Genomic DNA, 19,699 nt, shown 5'->3' on the forward strand with positions numbered 1-19,699 from the left:
GGCCTCCGTCTTTTCAGGAGAGTGGGAAAAGCTTCAGATCAGAACGCGTCCTCGGACAGGTCCATCACGTCCAGGTTGGTGTTCTCGATGATGCGCCGGTCGGCGCCGATCCGGGGCAGAACCTCGCGGACGAAGAAGCGGGCAGCCGCCACCTTGCCGGTGTAGAAGTTCTTGTCCGTCTCGGAAACGTCGCCGTTCAGCGCGTTGAGCGCCACCTCGGCCTGGCGCAGCAGCAGCCAGCCGAGGACGACGTCGCCGAGGGCGAGCAGGACCCGGCGCGAGGTCAGACCGATCTTGTACAGCTCGCGGGCCTCACCGCCCTGGACCGCCTGGAGCCAGCCCAGCGTGGTGCCGAGGATCTGCTGCATCTCGCCGAGCGCCTTGCCGAGGCCCAGCCGCTCCTCCTTGAGCTGACCGTTGCCGGCCTCGCTCTCGACGAAGCCCTGGATCTCCGCGGCCACCGTGCCGAGAGCCCGGCCGTTGTCCTTGACGATCTTGCGGAAGATCAGGTCGAGGCTCTGGATCGCGGTCGTGCCCTCGTACAGGGTGTCGATCTTCGCGTCCCGGACGTACTGCTCCAGGGGGTAGTCCTGGAGGAAGCCGGAACCGCCGAAGGTCTGCAGCGACTCGTGGCCGAGCAGTTCGTACGCCCGCTCCGAGCCGACGCCCTTGACCAGCGGAAGCAGCAGGTCGTTGACCCGGCTCGCGGCCTTCGCGGCCTTCTCGTCGCCGGCCGCCTCAGCGATGGCGACCTTGTCCTGCCAGCTGGCGGTGTAGATGACCAGGGCGCGCAGGGCCTCCGCGTACGACTTCTGCAGCAGCAGCGAACGGCGTACGTCAGGGTGGTGGGTGATGGTCACCCGCGGAGCGCCCTTGTCGGTGTTCTGCACCAGGTCGGCGCCCTGTACGCGGTTCTTCGCGTACTCCAGGGCGTTGAGGTAACCGGTGGAGAGGGTGGCGATCGCCTTCGTACCGACCATCATCCGGGCGTACTCAATGATCATGAACATCTGCCGGATGCCCTCGTGCTTGTCGCCCAGCAGCCAGCCCTTGGCCGGAGTGCCGTGCTCGCCGAAGGTCATCTCGCAGGTGTTGGAGACCTTGATGCCCATCTTGTGCTCGACGTTCGTGGCGTAGACGCCGTTGCGCTCGCCCAGCTCGCCGGTCTCCGCGTCGAAGTGGTACTTCGGCACGATGAACAGCGACAGGCCCTTGGTGCCCGGGCCACCCTCACCCTCGACACCGACCGGGCGGGCCAGCACGTAGTGGATGATGTTGTCGGTCAGGTCGTGCTCACCCGAGGTGATGAAGCGCTTAACGCCCTCGATGTGCCACGAGCCGTCGGCCTGCGGAATCGCGCGGGCACGGCCGGCGCCGACGTCCGAACCGGCGTCCGGCTCGGTCAGCACCATGGTCGAGCCCCACTGCTTCTCGACGAAGAGCTTGGCCCACTTCTTCTGCTCCTCGGTGCCCTCGGTGTACGCCACGTGGGCGAAGGAGGGACCGGAGGAGTACATCCAGATCGGGGCGTTGGCGCCGAGGATCTGCTCGGCGATCGCCCACCACAGGGTCCGCGGCGCCATCGTGCCGCCCAGCGCGGACGGCAGGTCGAGCCGCCAGAACTCGGAGGCCATGAAGGTCTCGTAGGACTTCTTGAACGACTCCGGCAGCGGCGCGGTGTGCGTCGCCGGGTCGAACACCGGTGGGTTCCGGTCTGCCTCGGTGTAGCTGGCCGCGAGATCCTCGCGCGCCAACCGGTTGACCTCGGCGAGCATGTCGCGCGCGGTCTCCGCGTCGATCTCGTCGAACGGCGCCTGGCCGAACGCCTTCTCCGCTCCGAAGACCTCGAACAGGTTGAACTGGAGGTCCCGAAGGTTGCTCTTGTAATGCGTCATGTTGCTTGGCCCCGCTCTCCGGACGCGAGTTACCCGTCAGTAACCCCACTGTATTACTCATCGGTAGGCAGCGACAACCCGGGCAAGATTTTCGGTGGAACCCACCAGGAGGGGGGCGGTTGTCCGTCGGTTCGTGGCCCAAACGTCTCCGATCAGGTGGCCTGCGGTACAGCCGTTCGGCCATTTGCCGACTTCGACACTCAGACCACGTATCGCGGGCCCAGAAGGTTCGTTTCACCGGATAGACAGCGGAGAACGTTTCGCCGAGTACCCAGGGGGACGCGATGTTCGCCACCATCAAGAGTCTGATTCCGGAGCCGCGCCAGGCCAGCCAGCCCCGCAACTACGTCGGCCGGCACCGCGTGCCCGAGCCCGCACCGGCACCCGCGCCGGTGTCCCCGGCGCCGGCCGAACCGGACGAGAACGCCGCAGCCTGATTAGCTGGGCCTGCCCCGCGGCGGAAAACCGATGCAACCCCGCTAACTACCGGCGGCTCCGACTTCCCAGCTGGGCACGGAAACGGCAGCGCCGCCGTCCGGCCCGGCGTACTCCAGCAGAACCAGGGCGATGTCGTCCTCGAGACGGCCGTAGACCCAGTCGTGCAGGGCGGTCTCCAGCGACGCCAGCCCGTCCCCGACGGTGCCGTGGCCCAGCAGCCGCCACGCCCGGTCAGCGGTGGGGAAGAACTCACCCTCCCGGCGAGCCTCACCGAGCCCGTCGGTGAAGAGCAGCAGCCGGTCTCCCGGCTCCAGCCGCTCCACCCGCGCCTTCACCTCGGGCATGAAACCGAGCGGCGGTGCGGGCGCCGGCGGCTCCAGCGGAATGACCTGGCCACGCCGCAGCAACAGCGGAGCCGGATGTCCACAGTTGACGATCGTCAGCGTGCCGCCGCGCTCCTCGACCAGCGCCGCGGTCACGAAGTCCTCGTCGCCCACGCTGCGGGCCACCGCACGGTCCAGGTCCGCCACGATCGACTTGATGTCCGCCCGCTCGTAGGCCACGTGCCGGTACGACCCCAGCACGATGCTCGCCAGCCGGACCGCGTCCAGGCCCTTCCCGCGTACGTCACCGATGATGATCCGGACCCCGTACGGCGTGTTCAGCGCCTCGTAGAGGTCCCCGCCGATGTCCGCCGCGGCGGTCGCCGAGATGTACCGCCCGGCCACCGCGAGCGAACCCACCTGCGGTCCGATCGGCCGCAGCACCGCCTGCTGGGCGACCGAGGCCAGCCGCAGCAGGTCGGCGATCCGGTCGGCCTGCCGCTCCCGGATCGTGGCGCCGGCCGCCGCCACACCAGTGGCGAGCATGATGCCCATCAGGTTGACCAGCCCGGTCATGTCGTGGTCACCGGCCATACCGACGAAGACGGCCCCGACCACCGTGGCCAGGACACCGACCACGAGGACCACCTGCCAGGCGGCGAAGACGGCGGCCACGAACGGGACGGTCGCCAGCAGCCCGACGAAGCCCGCCGGGCGCCCGTCCGCCAGCTCCACCGCGGACACGACCGCGAGCAGCACGAGGGCCGCGCCGAGTCCGGCGCGGTTCCCTGGGCTCAGCGGGCGGCGGCCCGGTGCGAAAGTAGGCATGGTTGCGGGAACAGCATGCCCGATCGGCCCCAGATCGGGCATCAACTTGACCCCTAGGCTGATCCGAGTCTGTCCACCTGTTAGTTCTGAGGTCGTTCGGTCGGTCCACGAAGGGCTGCGCCACGGTGACAGGATGTCCCGGTGACCCACCATCTCCGTGATCTTCTGCGCGCCGAGTTCCGCTGGACCAACCCCGGCCCGAACAGCGAATATCTCGTCAGCGACCGCTCCGGATGGTGGCGCGAGCCGAGGATCCTGGACGGGCTCGGCCCGGCGCTGGCGGAATTCTTCCGCGCCGAGCGGCCGACCGTGGTGGTCGCGCCCGAAGTCACCGGATTTTTGCTGGGCCCGCTAGTGGCCCGGGCGCTCGGGGTGGGCTTCGTGGAGGCGTACCGGGCCGGGGCACGCCGGCCCATCGCCGAACCGATGATCTGGGCCGAGGTGCCGGCCGACCACCGCGGCGACGTGCAACACCTCGGCGTACGCCAGCGCCTGATCGGCGACGACGACCGGGTCCTGGTCGTCGACGACTGGGCGTCGACCGGCGCCCAGGCTCGCGGGCTGCGCGACCTGCTGGGCAGCCGGTACCTCGGCGCCGCGGTGATCGTCGACGAGTGCCCGCCCCCGGTGACCGCCGAGCTGCGGATCAAAAGTCTGCTGACGGGTGCCGACCTTGACCCGTAAGGTCGCCCGGTGCGCACCACACTGGACCATGCCGGGCTCGACGAGCCGATCCGGGCCGCCTTCGGCGACCGACCGCTGACCGGGCTGCACCGGCTCAAGGGCGGCACCAGCAAGGGCGTCTACCGGTTGGCCTTCGCCGGCGGCGGGACCTGCCTGGCCTACCGCTGGCATCCGGACGAGAGCTTCTGGCCGGTGCAGACGGTCCTGACGGTCGGGCCGCTTGGCGCCGGGACCGGGCGGGCGGTGTTCCTCGACCGGCACGACCGGTTGCGGGCTCTGGGCGTACGCGTCCCGATCGTTTTCGGTCTTGGAGGCACCGACCTTGCGCTCGTCGAAGACCTCCCGGGCGGCTCGCTGGAGGCTCTGCTCGCGCACGATGCGGCCGCAGGCCGCGAGGCGCTGGCCCGGCTGCGCGACCAGCTGACCCGCATGCACACGGCGCCGGGCGTGCGCCCGGACCATCCGGAGCCGTGCGAGGAGATCGTCGCCGAGCGCGGCCGGCGAGCCCTGGCCGAGGCCGCACGGCGCGTTCCGCTCATCTCCGCGGAGCAAGACCGTTTGGGGTACGCGCTACGCACGCGCCTGGCCTCGGTGCGGCCCCGCCGGCGGCACGGGTGGGTCCACGGCGAGCTGGGGCCGGACCACGTGCTCATGGACGCCGCCGGCGAACCGGTCCTGATCGACATCGAGGGCGCGATGATCTTCGACGTGGAGTGGGAGCACGCGTTCCTGGAGCTCCGGTTCGGCGCCGACTACCCGGCCCTGCACACCGTCGAACTCGACCCGGCGAGGATGGCGCTGTACCGGCTGGTGCAGTACCTGTCCCTGGTCGCCGGGCCGTTGCTGCTGCTCGACGGAGACTTCCCGGACCGCGGCCCGATGTTGCAGATCGCCGAGTGGAACACCGAGCGAGTCCTCGCCGAGGTGTGATCAGTTACGGACGCGCTGGTAACCGGCCAGGGCGCCGCGAGTGGGCTGCCAGCCGGTGGCCGTGTAGCTGGCCAGGCCGCGCTGCACATACGGATCCTGGGCGATCAGCTCCCGGGCCTCGGCCTCGGTGTCGACGTCGAGCAGGATGACACCGCCGAGGGGTGGGTCCTGGCGGCCGGCGGTGACCGAGAAGCCGCGCTTCTCCAGGTCGGCCACGAAGTTCAGGTGGTCCTCGCGGGCCGCGTCGACCTCGTCGAGGGGCTTCAGGTACTTCGAAATCATCAGATACACGCCGTCATCGTAGATCTGGGCGGCTGTATTGCGGCTCTTCGCTTAGCTGCGGACCTGCCCGGCTGTTTCGCGGCTCCTTGCTCAACCCGCGCCTGCCCGGTCGTTTCGCGGCTCCTCGCACAACTCCGGGCCCCGCCGCCTCGCGGTCCCTCGCCTACCCCGCCGCCTCGCGGCCCCTCGCCTACCCCGCCGCCTCGCGGCCCCTCGCCTACCCCGCGCCTTGCGGCCCCCTCGCCCAACCCCCGGGCCTGCCCGTCCATCCCGGCTCTATTCTTCGCCCGCCGGCCAGCTCTTGGCCGGCTTCAGCCGGTCCCGCCTGGCGTGCCGATCATGGCAGGTGAGCGGTGTTTCGCCCGATCGGGTGATGACGCGGTCCTCCGGAAGCGGCGCCGATCACGGCTTTGGTCAGAGGGTGCCGAGGATGAGCCAACCGTCCAGCCGGTGCCGATTTGTCCCGGGCAAAAGCTACCTTTCACCCGTGCAGATCCAGATCACCGCAGCCCCTGACCCGGCCCTGATCGCGGCCGCGGTCCGCCACGGCCTGCGCCGGCCGGTCCTGTTGGCCCGCTGTGCCGGCTGGGCGCTCCTGCTCGGGGCCCTGGTGATCCAATTCGGCACGGGACGCCTGAGCGTCTTCCTGGTGGCCGGCGGCGCCGCACTCGGCGTACTGATTCCGATGTTCTTGCTCAACCACCATGCCCGGCGCGTGATGCGCGCCGGCCGGACTACCACCTACGAGCTCAGCGAAAGCGGCGTGGCCAGCTCAAACGCGGAGAGCCGCCACTCGTACGCCTGGCGCGCCTTCCGTTCGGTGGAGGAACTCTCCGGACAGCTCCTGTTCCGGTTGGGCAGCACCCGTTTCTTGCCGGTACCGACGGCTGGGCTGAGCCCCGCCCAGATCGACCAGGTGCTCGGTGCGGCCTCCGCGAGCGGCGTGCAAGTCCAGCGCCGTTGACCTCATCCGAGGCGACCGGAGCGCACCTGCCCGCGTGCCCCCCGTGTGCGCGCCCGGCGTCGCTTACCTCATCCGTAGGCCACCGGATCGCACCCTGCTCAGCGGGCTCGCGCGTCCGGCGTGGCTGAGGTCAGCGGGTCGGCCAGGTGCGGAAATTCTGCGCGGATCGGCTCGCCGTCGGGCCGCGCTGGCCCTGATAGCGCGAACCGTAGACGGTCGAGCCGTAGGGATGCTCCGCCGGGCTGGACAGCCGGAAGATGCAAAGCTGGCCGATCTTCATCCCCGGCCAGAGCTTGATCGGCAGATTCGCCACATTGGAGAGCTCCAGCGTGACGTGGCCGGAGAACCCCGGGTCGATGAAGCCCGCGGTGGAGTGCGTCAGCAGCCCGAGCCGGCCCAGGCTGCTCTTGCCCTCCAGCCGGGCAGCGAGCCCCTGACCGAGGCTGATCACCTCGAGCGTCGACGCGAGCACGAACTCGCCCGGGTGCAGCACGAACGGCTGACCATCCTCCACCTCGACCTCGGCAGTCAGGTCATCCTGCTGCTCGGCCGGGTCGATGTGGGTGTACAGATGGTTGTTGAACACCCGGAAGAAGCGGTCCAGCCGTACGTCGATGCTGGACGGCTGCATGAGCGTCGGCTCGAACGGCTCCAGCGAGAGATCGCCCGACTTGATCTCGGAGACCAGGTCACGGTCGGAGAGCAGCATCGCAACACCATACCGACCTGCCCGAATCGGCGTGTTCGGTGGCCGTGTCGAACGTATGTTCGATAGAATGCACCCATGGCTTCCTGGTCCGATTTCGCCGCCGCCGAGCCGATGCTCGCCGCCGGCATCCGTGCGCTCCTCCAGCAGTACGGCCCCGGCATGGGTTACCTGGCGACCATCCGCCCCGACGGCGGCCCGCGCGTCCACCCGGTCTCCCCGGTCTTCACCGACGATGGCCTCTACTGCTTCATCGTCGACTCACCGAAACGCCGCGACCTGGACCGCGACGGGCGGTACGCATTGCATTCGTACCCACCGGAGGACAACGACGACGAGGCCTGCCTGACCGGCCACGCCCAGCCCGTCCACGACCCGCTGACCATCACCCGCCTGGCCGGCGCCCTGCACGCCTCACCCGACGTCGACTGGCGACTTTACGAGCTCACCATCGAAACCGCGATGCTCCGCCACCACGGCCCAGCCGGCGCTCTCCCGCTAGCCGCCACTCCCTTCACCCCGGCGTTCGCGCAGACTTGGCGCGCCCCAAGCAACTTACGGCGGACCCTCGCAGTCGCCGGCTGAAGACGGCGGGGCGGTCCCGCCACCACACCGGATAATCAGGTACAGTGGGGCCGCTTGCGGGTGTAGTTCAATGGCAGAACATCAGCTTCCCAAGCTGACAGTGCGGGTTCGATTCCCGTCACCCGCTCCACAGACGGAAGCCCTGGTCAGGACCGATGGTCCCGCCAGGGCTTCCATATTGCTAGGTCATGCTGAAACAGGAATGGGCCATTAACGGGCCATTAGCTCGCCTTGGCGGCCGGTCCGTCGCCATCGCCGGCCATCTTCGGCTTGCGCTTGCTCGGCTTGCGCCGGAGCGCCTTGACCGCCGCATCCATCGCGTCGGCGATCCCCGGTCTGCCTCCCGTCGGTGAGCGTCGCTATGCGGAGGCTCTTAGGGGCTCGAGGGCGCCCAGGATGAGGCCGAGGCCGAAGATGAACTCCTCTGCCGGGTCGTAGCCGGCAGCGACGAGCGCCGCGGCGGACTCGTTGAGGTAGGGGAACTCGTCAGGAGGAAGCTGGGGCAGGTAGACGTCCTCGGTCATGTTCGCGAGCTCGTCGGCGGTGTCGAACGGCAGGCTGGCTTCCTGCAGGGCGAAACCGTAGACGTAGCTGTCGAGCAGCCAGTTGGCGTGCGTCGCCATCAGGACCGAGAAGCCGGCCCCCCGCAGGCAGGCGGTGACCGCTTCGCGGTGGCGGAGGTTCGCGGGCCCAGGCGATGTGCGTGACTCCATCAGGCTGATCGCCCACGGGTGGCGTGCGAGAACCTGTCGGGTGGATGCCGCCCGCCGTCGCATCGCCGACTGCCAGTCGGTCTCTGCGGGTGGGAGCTCGATCTCCTCGAACACGATGTCGATCATGGCGTCCAGCAGCTCCTCCTTGTTCGCCACGTAGTAGTAGAGCGACATCGCGCCCGCGCCGAGCGCGCCGGCCAGCCGGCGCATGCTCAGCCCGTGGACCCCCTCGCGGTCGGCGATCCGGATGGCCTCCATTACCACCCGTTGCTTGCTCAGCCCCGCGTCTGGCGCGACCTGGCGTTTTTTCTTCCCGGACACGGGTCTCCTCACTCGCTCGAACGGCTTGACGATCGTCGAGCGTACGGTCGTCGTACAGTGTACGACGTACGGTGTACGAATCAGCGAAAACCCCGAACCCGCTCGACAACCCGCCGGTCATCCGACCGTAACGAAGGAGTAAGAGATGAGATCACCGAAGAAGACCGCCACCACGCCAGCCCGCAGTTCGTTCGTTCGAGGCCGGCTCGTCGGTGCCGCGGCGATCGCGTTCGCGGTGTTGGTGGTGATCGAGAACGTGTTGTTTGCGGTAACGGGCGCGCTGCCCTACGACGCTCCGATCGAGGACGTGCTGGCCTACTACGCGGCCAACCGCGACGCGGTCGCGATCGTGTCCGGTCTGGTAGCCCTGTACCTGCCGCTGCTGCTCGTGTTCGTGACGGGCCTGCACGGCCTCGTGGAGCGGCGCGGCGGAGCGGGCACCGACTGGTCACGCCTCGCCTTGGCCGCTGGCGCGACGCTGTCGGCCATCTTCGTGCTTGTCAACGTCCTGCAGATCGGGCTCGCGCTCTCCGCCAGCGGGCTCGCCGAGCCGACGCCCGCGTTCGGGCTCGTCTGGCAGATTCACGCAGCGGCGTTCGCGCTGGCGCTGCCGATGCTCGGCACCACCTGCATCGGCTCGGCCCTCGCCGCGCACGCGAGCGGGTTGACTCCGGCTTGGCAGCGCCTGCTGGGCATGGTGGGCGGGAGCCTGCTGCTCGCTGCGGGGCTGGGCAACCTCGCGATCGCCGACGGCTCGCCGCTGATCTTCGTCGGGCTCCTAGGGTTCGCCGCCTGGCTCGTCTGGCTGCTCGCGACGGGCGTGCGCCTCATCCGGTCGTGACCGAGATGAGGCGGCGCCGAGGTCGCGCACGCGGGGCGAGGATTCCGTGGAGGGCCGCCCGGGGATGGCAGCCACAGCCTCGATCGGGACCACCCGTGCGTATGCACGTCCAGACCTGCCGCCACGCCGGCGGACGGACCGCTCCTCTCAAAAGAAGAGCCACGTGACCTCAACCGCTCCGAGAACCACCCACTCAGCCGCACACTTCCGCTCCGTTGCGTCGGGTATCAAGACACATTGCCCTCAGCACATTGGTGTAGGCGGTGGTGAACGCTTCGCGGTCGACACCATGCACCGTCCCATCTGGGAATCGGTAGCTTCTCGTGGGCAACACGGCCGCCAACTCGTCCGCCGCGCCGCGTCCGTCGGCCGACGCAATCGCACGCATTCTCGACGTAGCGCGCTGGAAGCGGTCCACTGCTTCCAGCATGTTGCTCTCCTCGCACGCCTCGGAGACCGGTAAGTTGCTGGCCTTGTTGATCGAGGGGCACGAACGTATGAGGCGGTTCGTCGCTGTCCGGATCTCGGTGGCAGACGTCAGGAGCTCGACGTAGACCTGGCTGCGTTCAACCCTTGTAGCCTCGACTTGCTGCCAGTGGTTTTGATCAGCAGTCACCTTCAGATTGGCCGCTGTCGTCGTCATCGATGCCTGCCATGCTTGCAGCGACGTGTACAGGGCGACACCAGCCGCAAGAAAGCCCAGAATTAGGGTCACCGCCGTCGAGTAGATGTGCCGCCCTGGCTCTGTCTTCCATGCCTCTCGGAGGTCCTCGCCCGCGACCATCGTTGTGTCCCGCAGCGCCGCCATCGAGGCCCCCCAACGCTGGAACACCGCGGGTGGAAAGTGTTTTCGTCCCGCAGGTGCCGAGCCTGCCGGTTCCGATTTGGTGGACTGCTCAGGTGCCGGCAGCTCGTCGTGTGAAGGCATAGCAGGAAGTGGTACCAGCGGGATACCCATGTCGAAATCCGACGATCGGCCAGCAACAGCGTCAAACCTCCTGCGGCTTGGCGCCTCCGGCGGGTGCTGCGGGAGCCGGCTCGCCACCTCTCTTCACCCAGGCCCGCTTGCCGAGTACGTTCCGAAACACCGGCAACCTACCTAGATGCACCATTCCGAGGCTGAGCTACGCGGCCGGCGCGGTGTACGCCGACCCCAGTCCGGCGTTCCTCCTGGCCTGCACCGCTATTGCCGCCGGCCTCGTCGTGGTGCTGCTGGCACTGTTCCCACCGCTGCGCCGGATGGTCGACGCGCGCCGCCCGCACACCGAGAAGATCATCGGCCGCCGTTCGTAGCCGGCTTCAGGTCGCCGATGCTGACGAAGACGTCGTCGATCGCGCCGGCGAACTGGTCGTTGCCTCGGCCGGGGCCCTTGCCGCCGACTCGCAGCGGTTCGGCGTTCGCGATCGACAGCATCGGGGGGACCGGCACCCAGGCGCGCGGCAGCCCGTCGACGATCGTGATGAGGCGGTCTGAGGTGCGGCGGCACTCCAGGTCGTGCCATGTCCCGTCGGCCACGTCGATGAACGGCTCGGCCCGGTAGATCGGGGCTCGCTGGCCGGCGATCACGCAGCTCGGATGGCCCTGCCGATGATCGACCTGAAGCTTGAACTGGCTCACCCCGCCGACCGAATATCCCTTTTGGAGCACGTTGGCACCGTCGGCCAGGTCGGCGTGGGTCATCAGGATCGACGCGCCGTAGCGCAACGGGCGCCGGCCTGGGTTCAGGGCATCGTCGCGGATGCCTTCCAGGATGGCGCGCGGGCAATCCCGTTCCCTCGGCATGGCGCAGCGGTCCGGGTAGGCGACGGCCAGGCCACCGCGCTGGGGTACGAGACGAAGCAGTCCACCGTTCTGCCCCACCGGTCGCAGGTGATGCCGTCCGGTCACGTCGACGATCGGACGGCCGGGGCCGTGATCGAACGTGTAGCGGACGGTCACCGGGCCGTCGGCCACCCCGATGCGCCCGGGCACGCTGGGCTCGGGAAGTGCGTCGGAGGTGTTCAGCAGCCCACCGGTGGGCGGGGTGCGCCCGGCATCCGCGGCATGAGCATGGTGCGCGAGAAAAATCAGAACAAGTGTTGCGGACAGGGCGCCGAGTGCCGCAGCGCGCCGTCGAGAGTAAAGCATGGGGCTATTGTCCGCATTGCGGCTTAACCGCAAAATGGAAACTCCGCGTGGTTCTGACGGAAATACGTCAGCGGGCCCGCGTCACCGGATGCGCCGCTCCGGCCGGCTCACCGACCACCGCGTGCAGGACGTCGTCCAATGTGATCACACCCAGCGGTCGCCGGCCGTCGCTGACCAGCACGATGTGCAATCGGTCCCGGCGCATGGTGAGCAACAGGTCGGCGAGGCTCCGTTCGGGCGCCACCACGGCCAGGGGGCGGACCACCTCCGCCGGGATAGGCAGGCGGCGCTGCGTGGCCGCGTACCCAAGGATGTCTTTGACGTGCACGAAGCCCAGCACCCTGCGGGTGTCGCGCTGGACCACCGGGAAGCGTGAGCGGCCGCTGCGCGTCGCCACCGCCTCCAAGGTCGCCGGCGACACGTCGGCGGCCACCGTCGTGACCCGGGACCAGGGGAGCAATGTGTCGGCGGCGGTCCGGCTGTTGAGGCCGAGCGCGGCGTGGATCCGGGCGTACTGCTCGGAGCCGAGCATGCCCTCGCTGCGCGCCTGAGTGACCATGCCGGCGAGTTCCTCGGCGGTGAAGACGGTCTTGACCGAGTCGGTCGTCTCGATCTTCCAGAGCTTGAGGATCATGCGGGAGGCCCAGCGCATCGCGTTCAGCAGCGGCTTGGTCGCGGTGCAGAAGACGAGCATGAACGGGCCGAGGACGAGCGCGGAACGTTCCGGACCGGCCAGCGTGATGTTCTTCGGCACCATCTCGCCGATCACGGTGTGCAGGAACGTCACGATGATCAGGGCTATCACGAAGGCGACCGGGTGCACCGCGTTGGCCGGCAGCTCGGTGGCCGCGAACGGGCCCTCCAGCAGATGCGCGATGGTCGGCTCGGCGATGGCACCGAGGACCAGCGTGCAGATCGTGATGCCGAGCTGCGCACCGGCGATCATCAGCGGGATCTGGCTCATCGCGGAGAGCGCCCAGCGAGCCGCCTTGGAGGTCTCGGCCAGCGGTTCCAGCACGGTCCGCCGGGAGGCGATCAGGGCGAACTCGCCGCCCACGAAGAGTCCGTTGCCGATCAGGAGGACGGCGACGAACAGCAGCTCAGTCATCGGCGGGCTCCGGCGGGGCGACCACGCGTACCTGCTCGATGCGGTGCCGGTCGACCTCCATCACGGTGAACTCCCACCCCTGCTCCTCCAGCGACTCACCGACCACCGGGATGTGGCCGAGCCGGGCGAGCAGGAAACCGGCGAGCGTCTCGTAGGGCCCCTCGGGCAGCCGGAACCCGGCCTGCTCCAGCACCTCGTCCTCGCGGAGCAGGCCGTCGACGAGGAACGTCTTCTCGCCGCCGGGCGCGGTCAGCTCCTGGCTGGCGGTCTCGCCGACGTCGGTGTCGTACTCGTCGGCGATCTCCCCGACCAGCTCCTCGATCAGGTCCTCGACGGAGACCACGCCGTCGGTGCCGCCGTACTCGTCCACCACGATCGCCAGGTCCGCGTCGGCCGCCCGCAGGGCCGCCAGCACCTTGTCCAGGCTGAGGCTCTCCGGCACGTAGACCGGTTCCCTGGCGAGGGTGGAGACGCGGGTGGCGGCCCGGCGCTCGAGCGGTACGCCCAGCGCCTCCCGCACGCCGACCACCCCGGTGACCACGTCGAGCGTGTTCTCGTACACCGGAAAGCGGGTGTGCCCGGTCTCCCGCGCCACCGTGATCAGGTCCGCGACGCTCGCGGTGGTCTTCAGCCCGACCACGTCGACACGCGGCGTCATCGCCTTGGCCGCCCGCTTCTCGCCGAAGCGGATCGTCCGGCGCAGCAGCGTCGCGGTCTCGGCGGGCAGCGCGCCCGCCCGGGCGCTGATCGCGGCGAGCAGGCCAAGCTCCTCCGGCGAGCGGGCACTGGCCAGCTCCTCCTGCGGCTCGATGCCGAGACGGCGGACCAGCCAGTTCGCGGTGCCGTTCAGCGCGGCGATCAGCCACTTGAAGAGGGTGGAGAAGCCACGCAGCGGCGCCGCGGTGAGCAGGGCGACCCGCATCGGGCGGGCCAGGGCAGCGTTCTTCGGCACCAGCTCGCCGAAAAGCATCGACAGGAGGGTCGCCACGACCAGCGCGGCCACGTGCGTGACGGTCTCGGTGGACGATCCGGCCAGCGGCTCCACGATCGGCGCCAGCAGCTCGGAGAGCGCCGGTTCGGCCAGGTAACCGGTGAGCAGGGCGGTGAGCGTGATGCCCAGCTGAGCGCCGGAGAGCTGGAAGGAGAGCCCGTGCAACGCGTTACGGACGGTACGGGCCCGGCGGTCACCCGCTGCCGCCCGCGCGTCGATCTCCGCGCGGTCGACCGTGACCAGCCCGAACTCGGCGGCCACGAAGAACGCGTTGCCCGCCGTGAGCAGCGCGAATGCCGCCAACGGGAGCACCGCGGTCAGGAACAGGCCGTCCATGATCGCTTCACCTCGGGCTTCATTGTGCCGGACCGGGACCATCCGGCACTAACCGTGTCGATGACAAGTGGTCCTACCGTCAAGGTATGAACCTCTTGGAAGAGTTCGCCCTCCTCGCGCACGACGACCGCGGGGCGCGGATCATCGACACCACCCGGCTCGCTCATGGGCTCGGTGGCGCGGTTCTGATGGAACTCGCCCTCGGCGGGCGGATCGACATCGCGGACGACAAGGTCGTGGTGCTGGACCGCAGCCCGCTCGGTGATCCGATCCTGGACGAGGCGCTGGCCCGGATCGGCGACGACACCAAGCAACGCAAGGCTTCGCACTGGGTGGCCAAGTTCACCAAGTGGATCCGGCAGGCGGTCCTGGATCGGCTGGTCACCGCGGAGGTGCTGCGGGCCGAGCGGAGCACCGTACTGCTGGTCTTCCCGCGGACCAGGTATCCGTCGGCGTACGGGACGGAGCCGGTCGCCCGGAGCGATGCCCGGCAGCGGATGACCGGGGCGATCCTGCGGAGCGGGACGATCGATGCTCGTACCGGTGCTCTCTGTGCCCTGGTGTCCGCCGCCGGGATGGACAGCAAGCTCTTCGCTGACCTGGACCGGAAGCTGGTGAAGGCGCGGCTCAAGGAGATCAGCGAGGGCAACTGGGCGGCCGACGCGGTGCGCCGGGCGTTCCAGAACGTGCAGACGGCGGTGGTCGTCGCGGTGGTCGCCGCCGGAGAAGGCGGAGGCGGTGGCGACGGCGGGGGTGGTGGCGACGGTGGGGGTGGCGGCGGAGGCTCTTGAGCAGGTGGCCGGCCGCTGAGGCGACCGGCCACCAACGACTAGGCCTCCTGCTTGAGCGAGCGGAGCAGGACGGTCGCGACGTCGACCACCTCGACCTCGTCCTGCTTGCCCTTGCCGGTCACACCGTCGCCGATCATCGTGTAGCAGAACGGGCAGCCGACCGCGATCGTCTTCGCGCCGGTGGCCAGGGCCTCCTCGGTGCGCTCCACGTTGATCCGCTTGCCGATCCGCTCCTCCATCCACATCCGCGCGCCACCGGCACCGCAGCAGAAGGAACGCTCCTGGTTCCGCGGCATCTCGACGAGGGTGGCGGTTTCCCCGAGTACCTCGCGAGGAGCGTCGAAGACCCGGTTGTGCCGGCCCAGGTAGCAGGGGTCGTGGTAGGTGACGTCGCCCTCGATCGGCTGGACGGGCGTGAGCTTGCCCTCCTTGACCAGGTGCGCGAGCAGCTGGGTGTGGTGCACCACCTCGACCTTGAGGCCGAGCTGCTCGTACTCGTTGCCGAGGGTGTTGAAGCAGTGCGGGCAGGTGGCCACGATCTTCTTGACGTTGGCTTCCTGCAGCGTCTCGACGTTCTGCTGGGCCAGCATCTGGAAGATGAACTCGTTGCCGATGCGGCGGGCCGGGTCACCGGTGCAGGTCTCGCCCTCGCCGAGGATGGCGTAGTTGACGCCGGCCTCGTTCAGCAGCGTGGCCACCGCGCGGGTGGTCTTCTTGGCCCGGTCCTCGAACGCGCCGGCGCAGCCGACCCAGAACAGGTACTCGAAGTCCTCGACCTCGCCGACCCGCGGCACCTCGAAGTCCAGACCCTTGGTCCAGTCCTCGCGGGTGTTCTGCGGTGCGCCCCACGGGTTGCCCTTGTTCTCCAGGTTGCGCAGCATGACGCCGGCCTCGGAGGGGAAACTCGATTCGATCAGCACCTGGTAGCGGCGCATGTCGACGATGTGGTCGATGTGCTCGATGTCGACCGGGCACTGCTCGACGCAGGCGCCGCAGGTGGTGCAGGACCAGAGCACGTCCGGGTCGATGATGCCGTTCTCGTCGACGCCACCGATCAGCGGACGGTTGCCCTCGGCGAGCGCCAGGACGTCCATGTGCGCGAGCTGGGCCTCGGTGGCCTTCTCCTCGCCCATCAGGTCCTTGCCGCCGCCGGCCAGCAGGTAGGGCGCCTTGGCGTACGCGTGATCACGCAGCGACAGCACGAGCAGCTTCGGGGACAGCGGCTTGGCCGTGTTCCACGCCGGGCACTGCGACTGGCAACGGCCGCACTCGGTGCAGGTGGAGAAGTCGAGCAGACCCTTCCAGGTGAACTGCTCGACCTGGCTGACGCCGAACAGGTCCTTCTCCGGGTCGGCCTCCTCGAAGTCGAGCGGCTTGCCCTCGCTCATCATCGGCTTCAGCGCGCCGAGTCCGGAACCGGCCGGCTTCTCCGGGCTGCGCTTGAAGTAGATGTTGAAGAACGCCAGGAACCGGTGCCAGGCGACACCCATCGTCGGGTTCAGCGAGATGGTGATCAACCAGGTCATCGAGATGGCGATCTTGACGAGCGCTGCCCAGGTGGCGCCGTCCTCCCAGGCCGGCAGCACCGCACCGACCGCGTGGCTGACCGGGGTGGCCCACAGCGGGTACTCGAAGTGGTCGGTGGCGACCTTGAAGCCGCGGATCAGGAAGCCGAAGATCAGCACGCCGATGATGACGGCCTCGACGAAGTACGCCTGCCACATGGTCGAGCCGAGGAACCTGCTCCGCTTCACCGCGCCCGGCTTCTGCCGCTGCCGGACGAAGACCAGGTAGAGGATGCCGGCCATGCCGAGGATGCCGATCCACTCGGTGACCAGCCCGAAGACCGTCCAGTGCCCGATGATCGGCAGACCCAGCTCCGGGTCCACCACCTCGAAATACGCCTCGACCACCAGCAGGAAGAGGATGAGGAAGGAGACCATCACGAACCAGTGGGCCGCACCGATCGCGCTCCACTTGAACATCCTGGTGTGACCGACGGTCTCCACCAGCATGGTCTTGGTCCGCGCTTTCGGATTCTCGAAGCGCGCCGGGTCCGGCTGTCCCTGACGGATCACGGCCGTGATGGTCAGCACGGCCCGTACCGCCAGGACGACGGCCACCACGGTGACCGCCCCCGCTAATGCGGTGGCGACGATCTGCGCGACGTCCATCTGCGTTGTGCCTCCTCGGTCGGCGATGCGCCACCCATGTTACCCACGAGTAATAGACGGGCGCGCGCCACAGGTCAAGGAGTGCGGCCCCTCAGCCGAAAGCGCACCCCACGCCGGGCGGGGGTGCGCTCACTTTCGGTGATTTTCACGTATCCGCAGTAAGCGGATGACGGATTGTCAACGCCAGCGGGACAGAAGGCCCAGCGAGGCCACCATGCAGCCGAAGCCGACCAGGAGGTTCCAATAACCCCAGCTCTCCACCGGCCACTGCTGTGATGACAGGTAGTAGACGACCAGCCAGGCGATGCCGATGACGATCAGGCTCACCGCGGTGAACGGCAGCCAGACCGGGCTCGGCTTCTTGGACGCGGCCGCACTCACCGCTGGACTGATGTCCGACGGCGGGGTGTAGACCTTCTTCTTGCGAACCTGTGACTTCGGCACGGTGCTCTCCTGAGGGCAACAAGTGGTGAACAACCCACCGCTGAGCGGCTCCGGGATCCCCGAATGCTGCCCGTGGCGAATACTGTTCGACAGCTAGCGTAGTCAAGGCGAGGCAGACACAGGCACCCGCCGGGGCAGGAAAATACCTCGGCTTCGGGTCTGGAGGGGGCTCGGTGGCAAATCTAGGGGGAGGCGGGGCCTCCTGGCGGCTCGTGCTGCGCCGCGCCGCGCGTGGCCTCCGGCCACGGCGGAACCGGCGCAGATCCATCTGGTCAGCCGGGGTTCCGCTGATCGCGCTGGCGGCGGGTCTGCTCTTCACCACCTCCGCGACAACCGCCGACGGTACGGCTTTGCGCGACGACCGACGGCCCCAACTCACTCAGTTGATCACCGAGAAGCGGGAGCGTCTCGCCGAGAGTGAGGAGCGGGCCGCCGATCTGCTGACCGACGTGGACCAGGCGACGGCCCGCCTGGCCGACGTGGACCAGCCGGTGAAGAGCGCCCGGGAGACGGCGGACGCGATGCGCGAGCCGGCCGGCTTCACCGCACTGCACGGCCCCGGCCTCACCGTGACCCTCAACGACTCACCGCGCCGGGGCACCGACTTCGGCGACAACGCTCCGGACAACGACGATCTTGTCGTCCATCAGGGCGACGTCCAGTCCGTCGTCAACGCACTCTGGGCTGGTGGAGCCGAGGCCATGACGATTATGGACGTCCGCGTGATATCGACGAGCGCGGTACGCTGTGTCGGCAACACGCTGCTCCTTCACGGCCAGGTCTTCTCCCCACCGTTCAAGATCACCGCGATCGGCGAACCCACAGCCATGCGTCGCGCGTTGGAGTCGTCAGAGGGAGTCAGGCAGTTCCGCGAGGCCGTCGCCGACTTCGGGCTCGGTTACACGGAAAAGGTGGAGAAGAACGTGACAGTGCGGGCGTACGACGGATCGACCGACCTCCGATCGGCGCAGGCTGCCCAGTGAGCGTTCCTCCGGAGCACCCGGCGCGCCCGCCTGGGAAGGGCCGCCATCGGGCTCCCGACAGCGACGCGCAGACCGCGTACATTCCCCGGATCTCCGACGCCTCGCCGGACGGCGTACCCGGCGGGCCGCTGGCGTCCCCGGTCGGCCCGGGCGGCAACGTCGACCCCGGCCCGCCGCGTCCGCCGGCCCCGGAAGCGGCGATCGGACCGGACGAGGCGAGCACCGCGGCGGCCGCCCGGCGGCGGTCAGCCCCGCCCGCCTTCCCGGCGGGCACGGACACGCCTTCCGGCGCCGCTGCGCCGGGCGCCCGGGGCGCGGCTGCCCACTCCGAGCCGTCCGATCCGGGGGTCGCGGATGCGTGGCGGTCGCCGCAACCCGCGCGCGGATTCCCTGGTGATCCGGGGCGCGCCGCTTCGCAGCCGGGTGCGGGTTTCCCCGGCGCCGAGTGGCCCGCGCGCAACCGTCCGGCGGAACCTCCGCCGAACGGAACCACCGCCTGGCCGCCGACGGCCGCACCGGAACCCTTTGGATCATCGCCCAGTGCTTCCGCCATGCCTCGCGCCTGGAGTGAAGGCCCCGGCGCGACGGCCGCGCCGCAAGGCCGCGATGCCGGCCGGGACAGGACGGGAGCGCCTGGGGACACGCCGGCGCCGGACAGCGCGAGCGCTGCGGGCCGTCCGCCTGGTCGGCCCGGCGTCGGTCGGCCCGGCTGGGGGACAGTCCCGGCGAACAGCCCGGATCCCGCTCAGAAAGGCTGGGCACACGCCCCGGAAACCACCGTAAATGCCTCTCAGGCCGGCTGGGAGGGTCCAGCCGGGCAGGGTGGCGGTCAAGGGACCCTTCCAGGCCATAGCGGCCGGGAGAACGGCTCCGGCACGCCTGCGGGCGGTAGCGGCTGGGGCAGCGGCGCGACGCCCCCCTCAGGCGGCAGCGGCTGGGAGCGCGCGGCCGACTCCGGCACGCAGTCTTGGCTTCCCGCCAGCCAGCGGACCGCCCCGTGGTCCCCGGCGGGCACCGATGCGCCACGCCGGCCGGCCGGCACTTGGCCGCATGCGGGCGCCGACACACCCGGCGGCCGACCCGAACCCTCCTGGCCCCAACCAGGCACCGACACTCCCGGCGGTCGACTTGAGGCCTCCTGGCCCCAACCAGGCACCGACACACCCAGCGGCCGACCCGAACCCTCCTGGCCCCAGCCAGCCGCCGAAGCACGGGGCGGCCGGCCGGAGTCCTC

General features: G+C 69.3%; 20 protein-coding genes and 1 tRNA gene. 10 read left to right on the top strand and 11 right to left on the bottom strand.

Features of this window, described 5'->3' with window-relative positions:
- Window positions 1-38: 38 nt before the first annotated feature.
- Window positions 39-1,895 (bottom strand): acyl-CoA dehydrogenase, encoded by a 1,857-nt coding sequence (locus I4J89_RS03345; protein WP_196412323.1) that lies wholly within the window; start codon window positions 1,893-1,895, stop codon window positions 39-41.
- 284 nt (window positions 1,896-2,179) lie between these two features.
- Between I4J89_RS03345 and I4J89_RS03350 the strand changes: the two genes are divergently transcribed.
- Window positions 2,180-2,332 carry a hypothetical protein gene (locus I4J89_RS03350; RefSeq protein WP_196412324.1) on the top strand — a complete coding sequence of 51 codons (153 nt, stop codon included), beginning with the start codon at window positions 2,180-2,182 and terminating at the stop codon, window positions 2,330-2,332.
- Between the two features lie 42 nt (window positions 2,333-2,374).
- On the opposite strand, the gene I4J89_RS03355 is transcribed toward I4J89_RS03350, so the two are convergent.
- Window positions 2,375-3,484, bottom strand: coding sequence for a PP2C family protein-serine/threonine phosphatase (locus I4J89_RS03355; RefSeq protein ID WP_196412325.1), 1,110 nt, complete (start codon window positions 3,482-3,484; stop codon window positions 2,375-2,377).
- 141 nt (window positions 3,485-3,625) lie between these two features.
- Between I4J89_RS03355 and I4J89_RS03360 the strand changes: the two genes are divergently transcribed.
- Window positions 3,626-4,168, top strand: a complete 543-nt coding sequence (locus I4J89_RS03360) for a phosphoribosyltransferase (protein ID WP_196412326.1) — start codon at window positions 3,626-3,628, stop codon at window positions 4,166-4,168.
- Between the two features lie 9 nt (window positions 4,169-4,177).
- On the top strand, window positions 4,178-5,098 hold the full coding sequence (locus tag I4J89_RS03365) for a phosphotransferase family protein (RefSeq protein ID WP_309238168.1): 921 nt from the start codon (window positions 4,178-4,180) through the stop codon (window positions 5,096-5,098).
- Here the strand turns inward: I4J89_RS03365 and I4J89_RS03370 are convergent, their stop codons facing one another.
- The gene (locus I4J89_RS03370; RefSeq protein ID WP_196412772.1) at window positions 5,099-5,380 is read right to left on the bottom strand and encodes a YciI family protein; all 282 of its coding nucleotides are present in this window, start codon (window positions 5,378-5,380) and stop codon (window positions 5,099-5,101) included.
- A gap of 487 nt (window positions 5,381-5,867) precedes the next feature.
- Between I4J89_RS03370 and I4J89_RS03375 the strand changes: the two genes are divergently transcribed.
- On the top strand, window positions 5,868-6,344 hold the full coding sequence (locus tag I4J89_RS03375; RefSeq protein ID WP_196412327.1) for a YcxB family protein: 477 nt from the start codon (window positions 5,868-5,870) through the stop codon (window positions 6,342-6,344).
- Between the two features lie 130 nt (window positions 6,345-6,474).
- On the opposite strand, the gene dcd is transcribed toward I4J89_RS03375, so the two are convergent.
- Window positions 6,475-7,053: a dCTP deaminase gene (gene dcd / locus I4J89_RS03380; RefSeq protein ID WP_196412328.1), complete on the bottom strand. Its 579-nt coding sequence runs from the start codon at window positions 7,051-7,053 to the stop codon at window positions 6,475-6,477.
- A 75-nt stretch (window positions 7,054-7,128) separates the two neighbouring features.
- Between dcd and I4J89_RS03385 the strand changes: the two genes are divergently transcribed.
- Window positions 7,129-7,635, top strand: coding sequence for a pyridoxamine 5'-phosphate oxidase family protein (locus I4J89_RS03385; RefSeq protein ID WP_196412329.1), 507 nt, complete (start codon window positions 7,129-7,131; stop codon window positions 7,633-7,635).
- Between the two features lie 56 nt (window positions 7,636-7,691).
- Window positions 7,692-7,765, top strand: a tRNA-Gly gene (locus tag I4J89_RS03390).
- Between the two features lie 229 nt (window positions 7,766-7,994).
- Here I4J89_RS03390 and I4J89_RS03395 read toward each other — a convergent pair.
- Window positions 7,995-8,606: a TetR/AcrR family transcriptional regulator C-terminal domain-containing protein gene (locus I4J89_RS03395; RefSeq protein ID WP_230858366.1), complete on the bottom strand. Its 612-nt coding sequence runs from the start codon at window positions 8,604-8,606 to the stop codon at window positions 7,995-7,997.
- 208 nt (window positions 8,607-8,814) lie between these two features.
- On the opposite strand from I4J89_RS03395, the gene I4J89_RS03400 reads away from it, so the two are divergent.
- Window positions 8,815-9,510, top strand: coding sequence for a DUF4386 family protein (locus I4J89_RS03400; protein ID WP_196412331.1), 696 nt, complete (start codon window positions 8,815-8,817; stop codon window positions 9,508-9,510).
- A 193-nt stretch (window positions 9,511-9,703) separates the two neighbouring features.
- On the opposite strand, the gene I4J89_RS03405 is transcribed toward I4J89_RS03400, so the two are convergent.
- Window positions 9,704-10,468, bottom strand: coding sequence for a hypothetical protein (locus tag I4J89_RS03405; RefSeq protein WP_196412332.1), 765 nt, complete (start codon window positions 10,466-10,468; stop codon window positions 9,704-9,706).
- A gap of 107 nt (window positions 10,469-10,575) precedes the next feature.
- On the opposite strand from I4J89_RS03405, the gene I4J89_RS03410 reads away from it, so the two are divergent.
- Complete coding sequence (locus I4J89_RS03410; RefSeq protein ID WP_196412333.1) at window positions 10,576-10,803, top strand: hypothetical protein; 228 nt, start codon at window positions 10,576-10,578, stop codon at window positions 10,801-10,803.
- Here I4J89_RS03410 and I4J89_RS03415 read toward each other — a convergent pair.
- From I4J89_RS03415 to I4J89_RS03425, 3 genes are all read right to left on the bottom strand, one after another.
- Window positions 10,784-11,638 (bottom strand): LamG domain-containing protein, encoded by an 855-nt coding sequence (locus I4J89_RS03415; protein WP_196412334.1) that lies wholly within the window; start codon window positions 11,636-11,638, stop codon window positions 10,784-10,786. The two genes, I4J89_RS03410 and I4J89_RS03415, sit on opposite strands and share 20 nt — an antisense overlap.
- Window positions 11,639-11,705: 67 nt before the next feature.
- Window positions 11,706-12,746 (bottom strand): hemolysin family protein, encoded by a 1,041-nt coding sequence (locus I4J89_RS03420; RefSeq protein ID WP_196412335.1) that lies wholly within the window; start codon window positions 12,744-12,746, stop codon window positions 11,706-11,708.
- Window positions 12,739-14,073: a hemolysin family protein gene (locus I4J89_RS03425; protein ID WP_196412336.1), complete on the bottom strand. Its 1,335-nt coding sequence runs from the start codon at window positions 14,071-14,073 to the stop codon at window positions 12,739-12,741. Before I4J89_RS03425 ends, I4J89_RS03420 begins: the two co-directional genes overlap by 8 nt.
- Before the next feature lie 86 nt (window positions 14,074-14,159).
- Between I4J89_RS03425 and I4J89_RS03430 the strand changes: the two genes are divergently transcribed.
- On the top strand, window positions 14,160-14,864 hold the full coding sequence (locus I4J89_RS03430) for a GOLPH3/VPS74 family protein (protein WP_196412337.1): 705 nt from the start codon (window positions 14,160-14,162) through the stop codon (window positions 14,862-14,864).
- Window positions 14,865-14,902: 38 nt separating this feature from the next.
- Here the strand turns inward: I4J89_RS03430 and I4J89_RS03435 are convergent, their stop codons facing one another.
- Window positions 14,903-17,038: a (Fe-S)-binding protein gene (locus I4J89_RS03435; protein WP_196412338.1), complete on the bottom strand. Its 2,136-nt coding sequence runs from the start codon at window positions 17,036-17,038 to the stop codon at window positions 14,903-14,905.
- Window positions 17,039-17,215: 177 nt separating this feature from the next.
- Window positions 17,216-17,482, bottom strand: coding sequence for a cell division protein CrgA (locus I4J89_RS03440; RefSeq protein ID WP_196412339.1), 267 nt, complete (start codon window positions 17,480-17,482; stop codon window positions 17,216-17,218).
- 173 nt (window positions 17,483-17,655) lie between these two features.
- Here I4J89_RS03440 and I4J89_RS03445 point away from each other — a divergent pair, with 173 nt between their 5' ends.
- Window positions 17,656-18,465, top strand: a complete 810-nt coding sequence (locus I4J89_RS03445) for a DUF881 domain-containing protein (protein WP_309238169.1) — start codon at window positions 17,656-17,658, stop codon at window positions 18,463-18,465.
- Window positions 18,466-19,699: the final 1,234 nt, after the last annotated feature.

It is taken from the genome of Actinoplanes aureus, from assembly GCF_015704865.1.
GTDB classification, from domain to species: Bacteria; Actinomycetota; Actinomycetes; order Mycobacteriales; family Micromonosporaceae; genus Actinoplanes; species Actinoplanes aureus.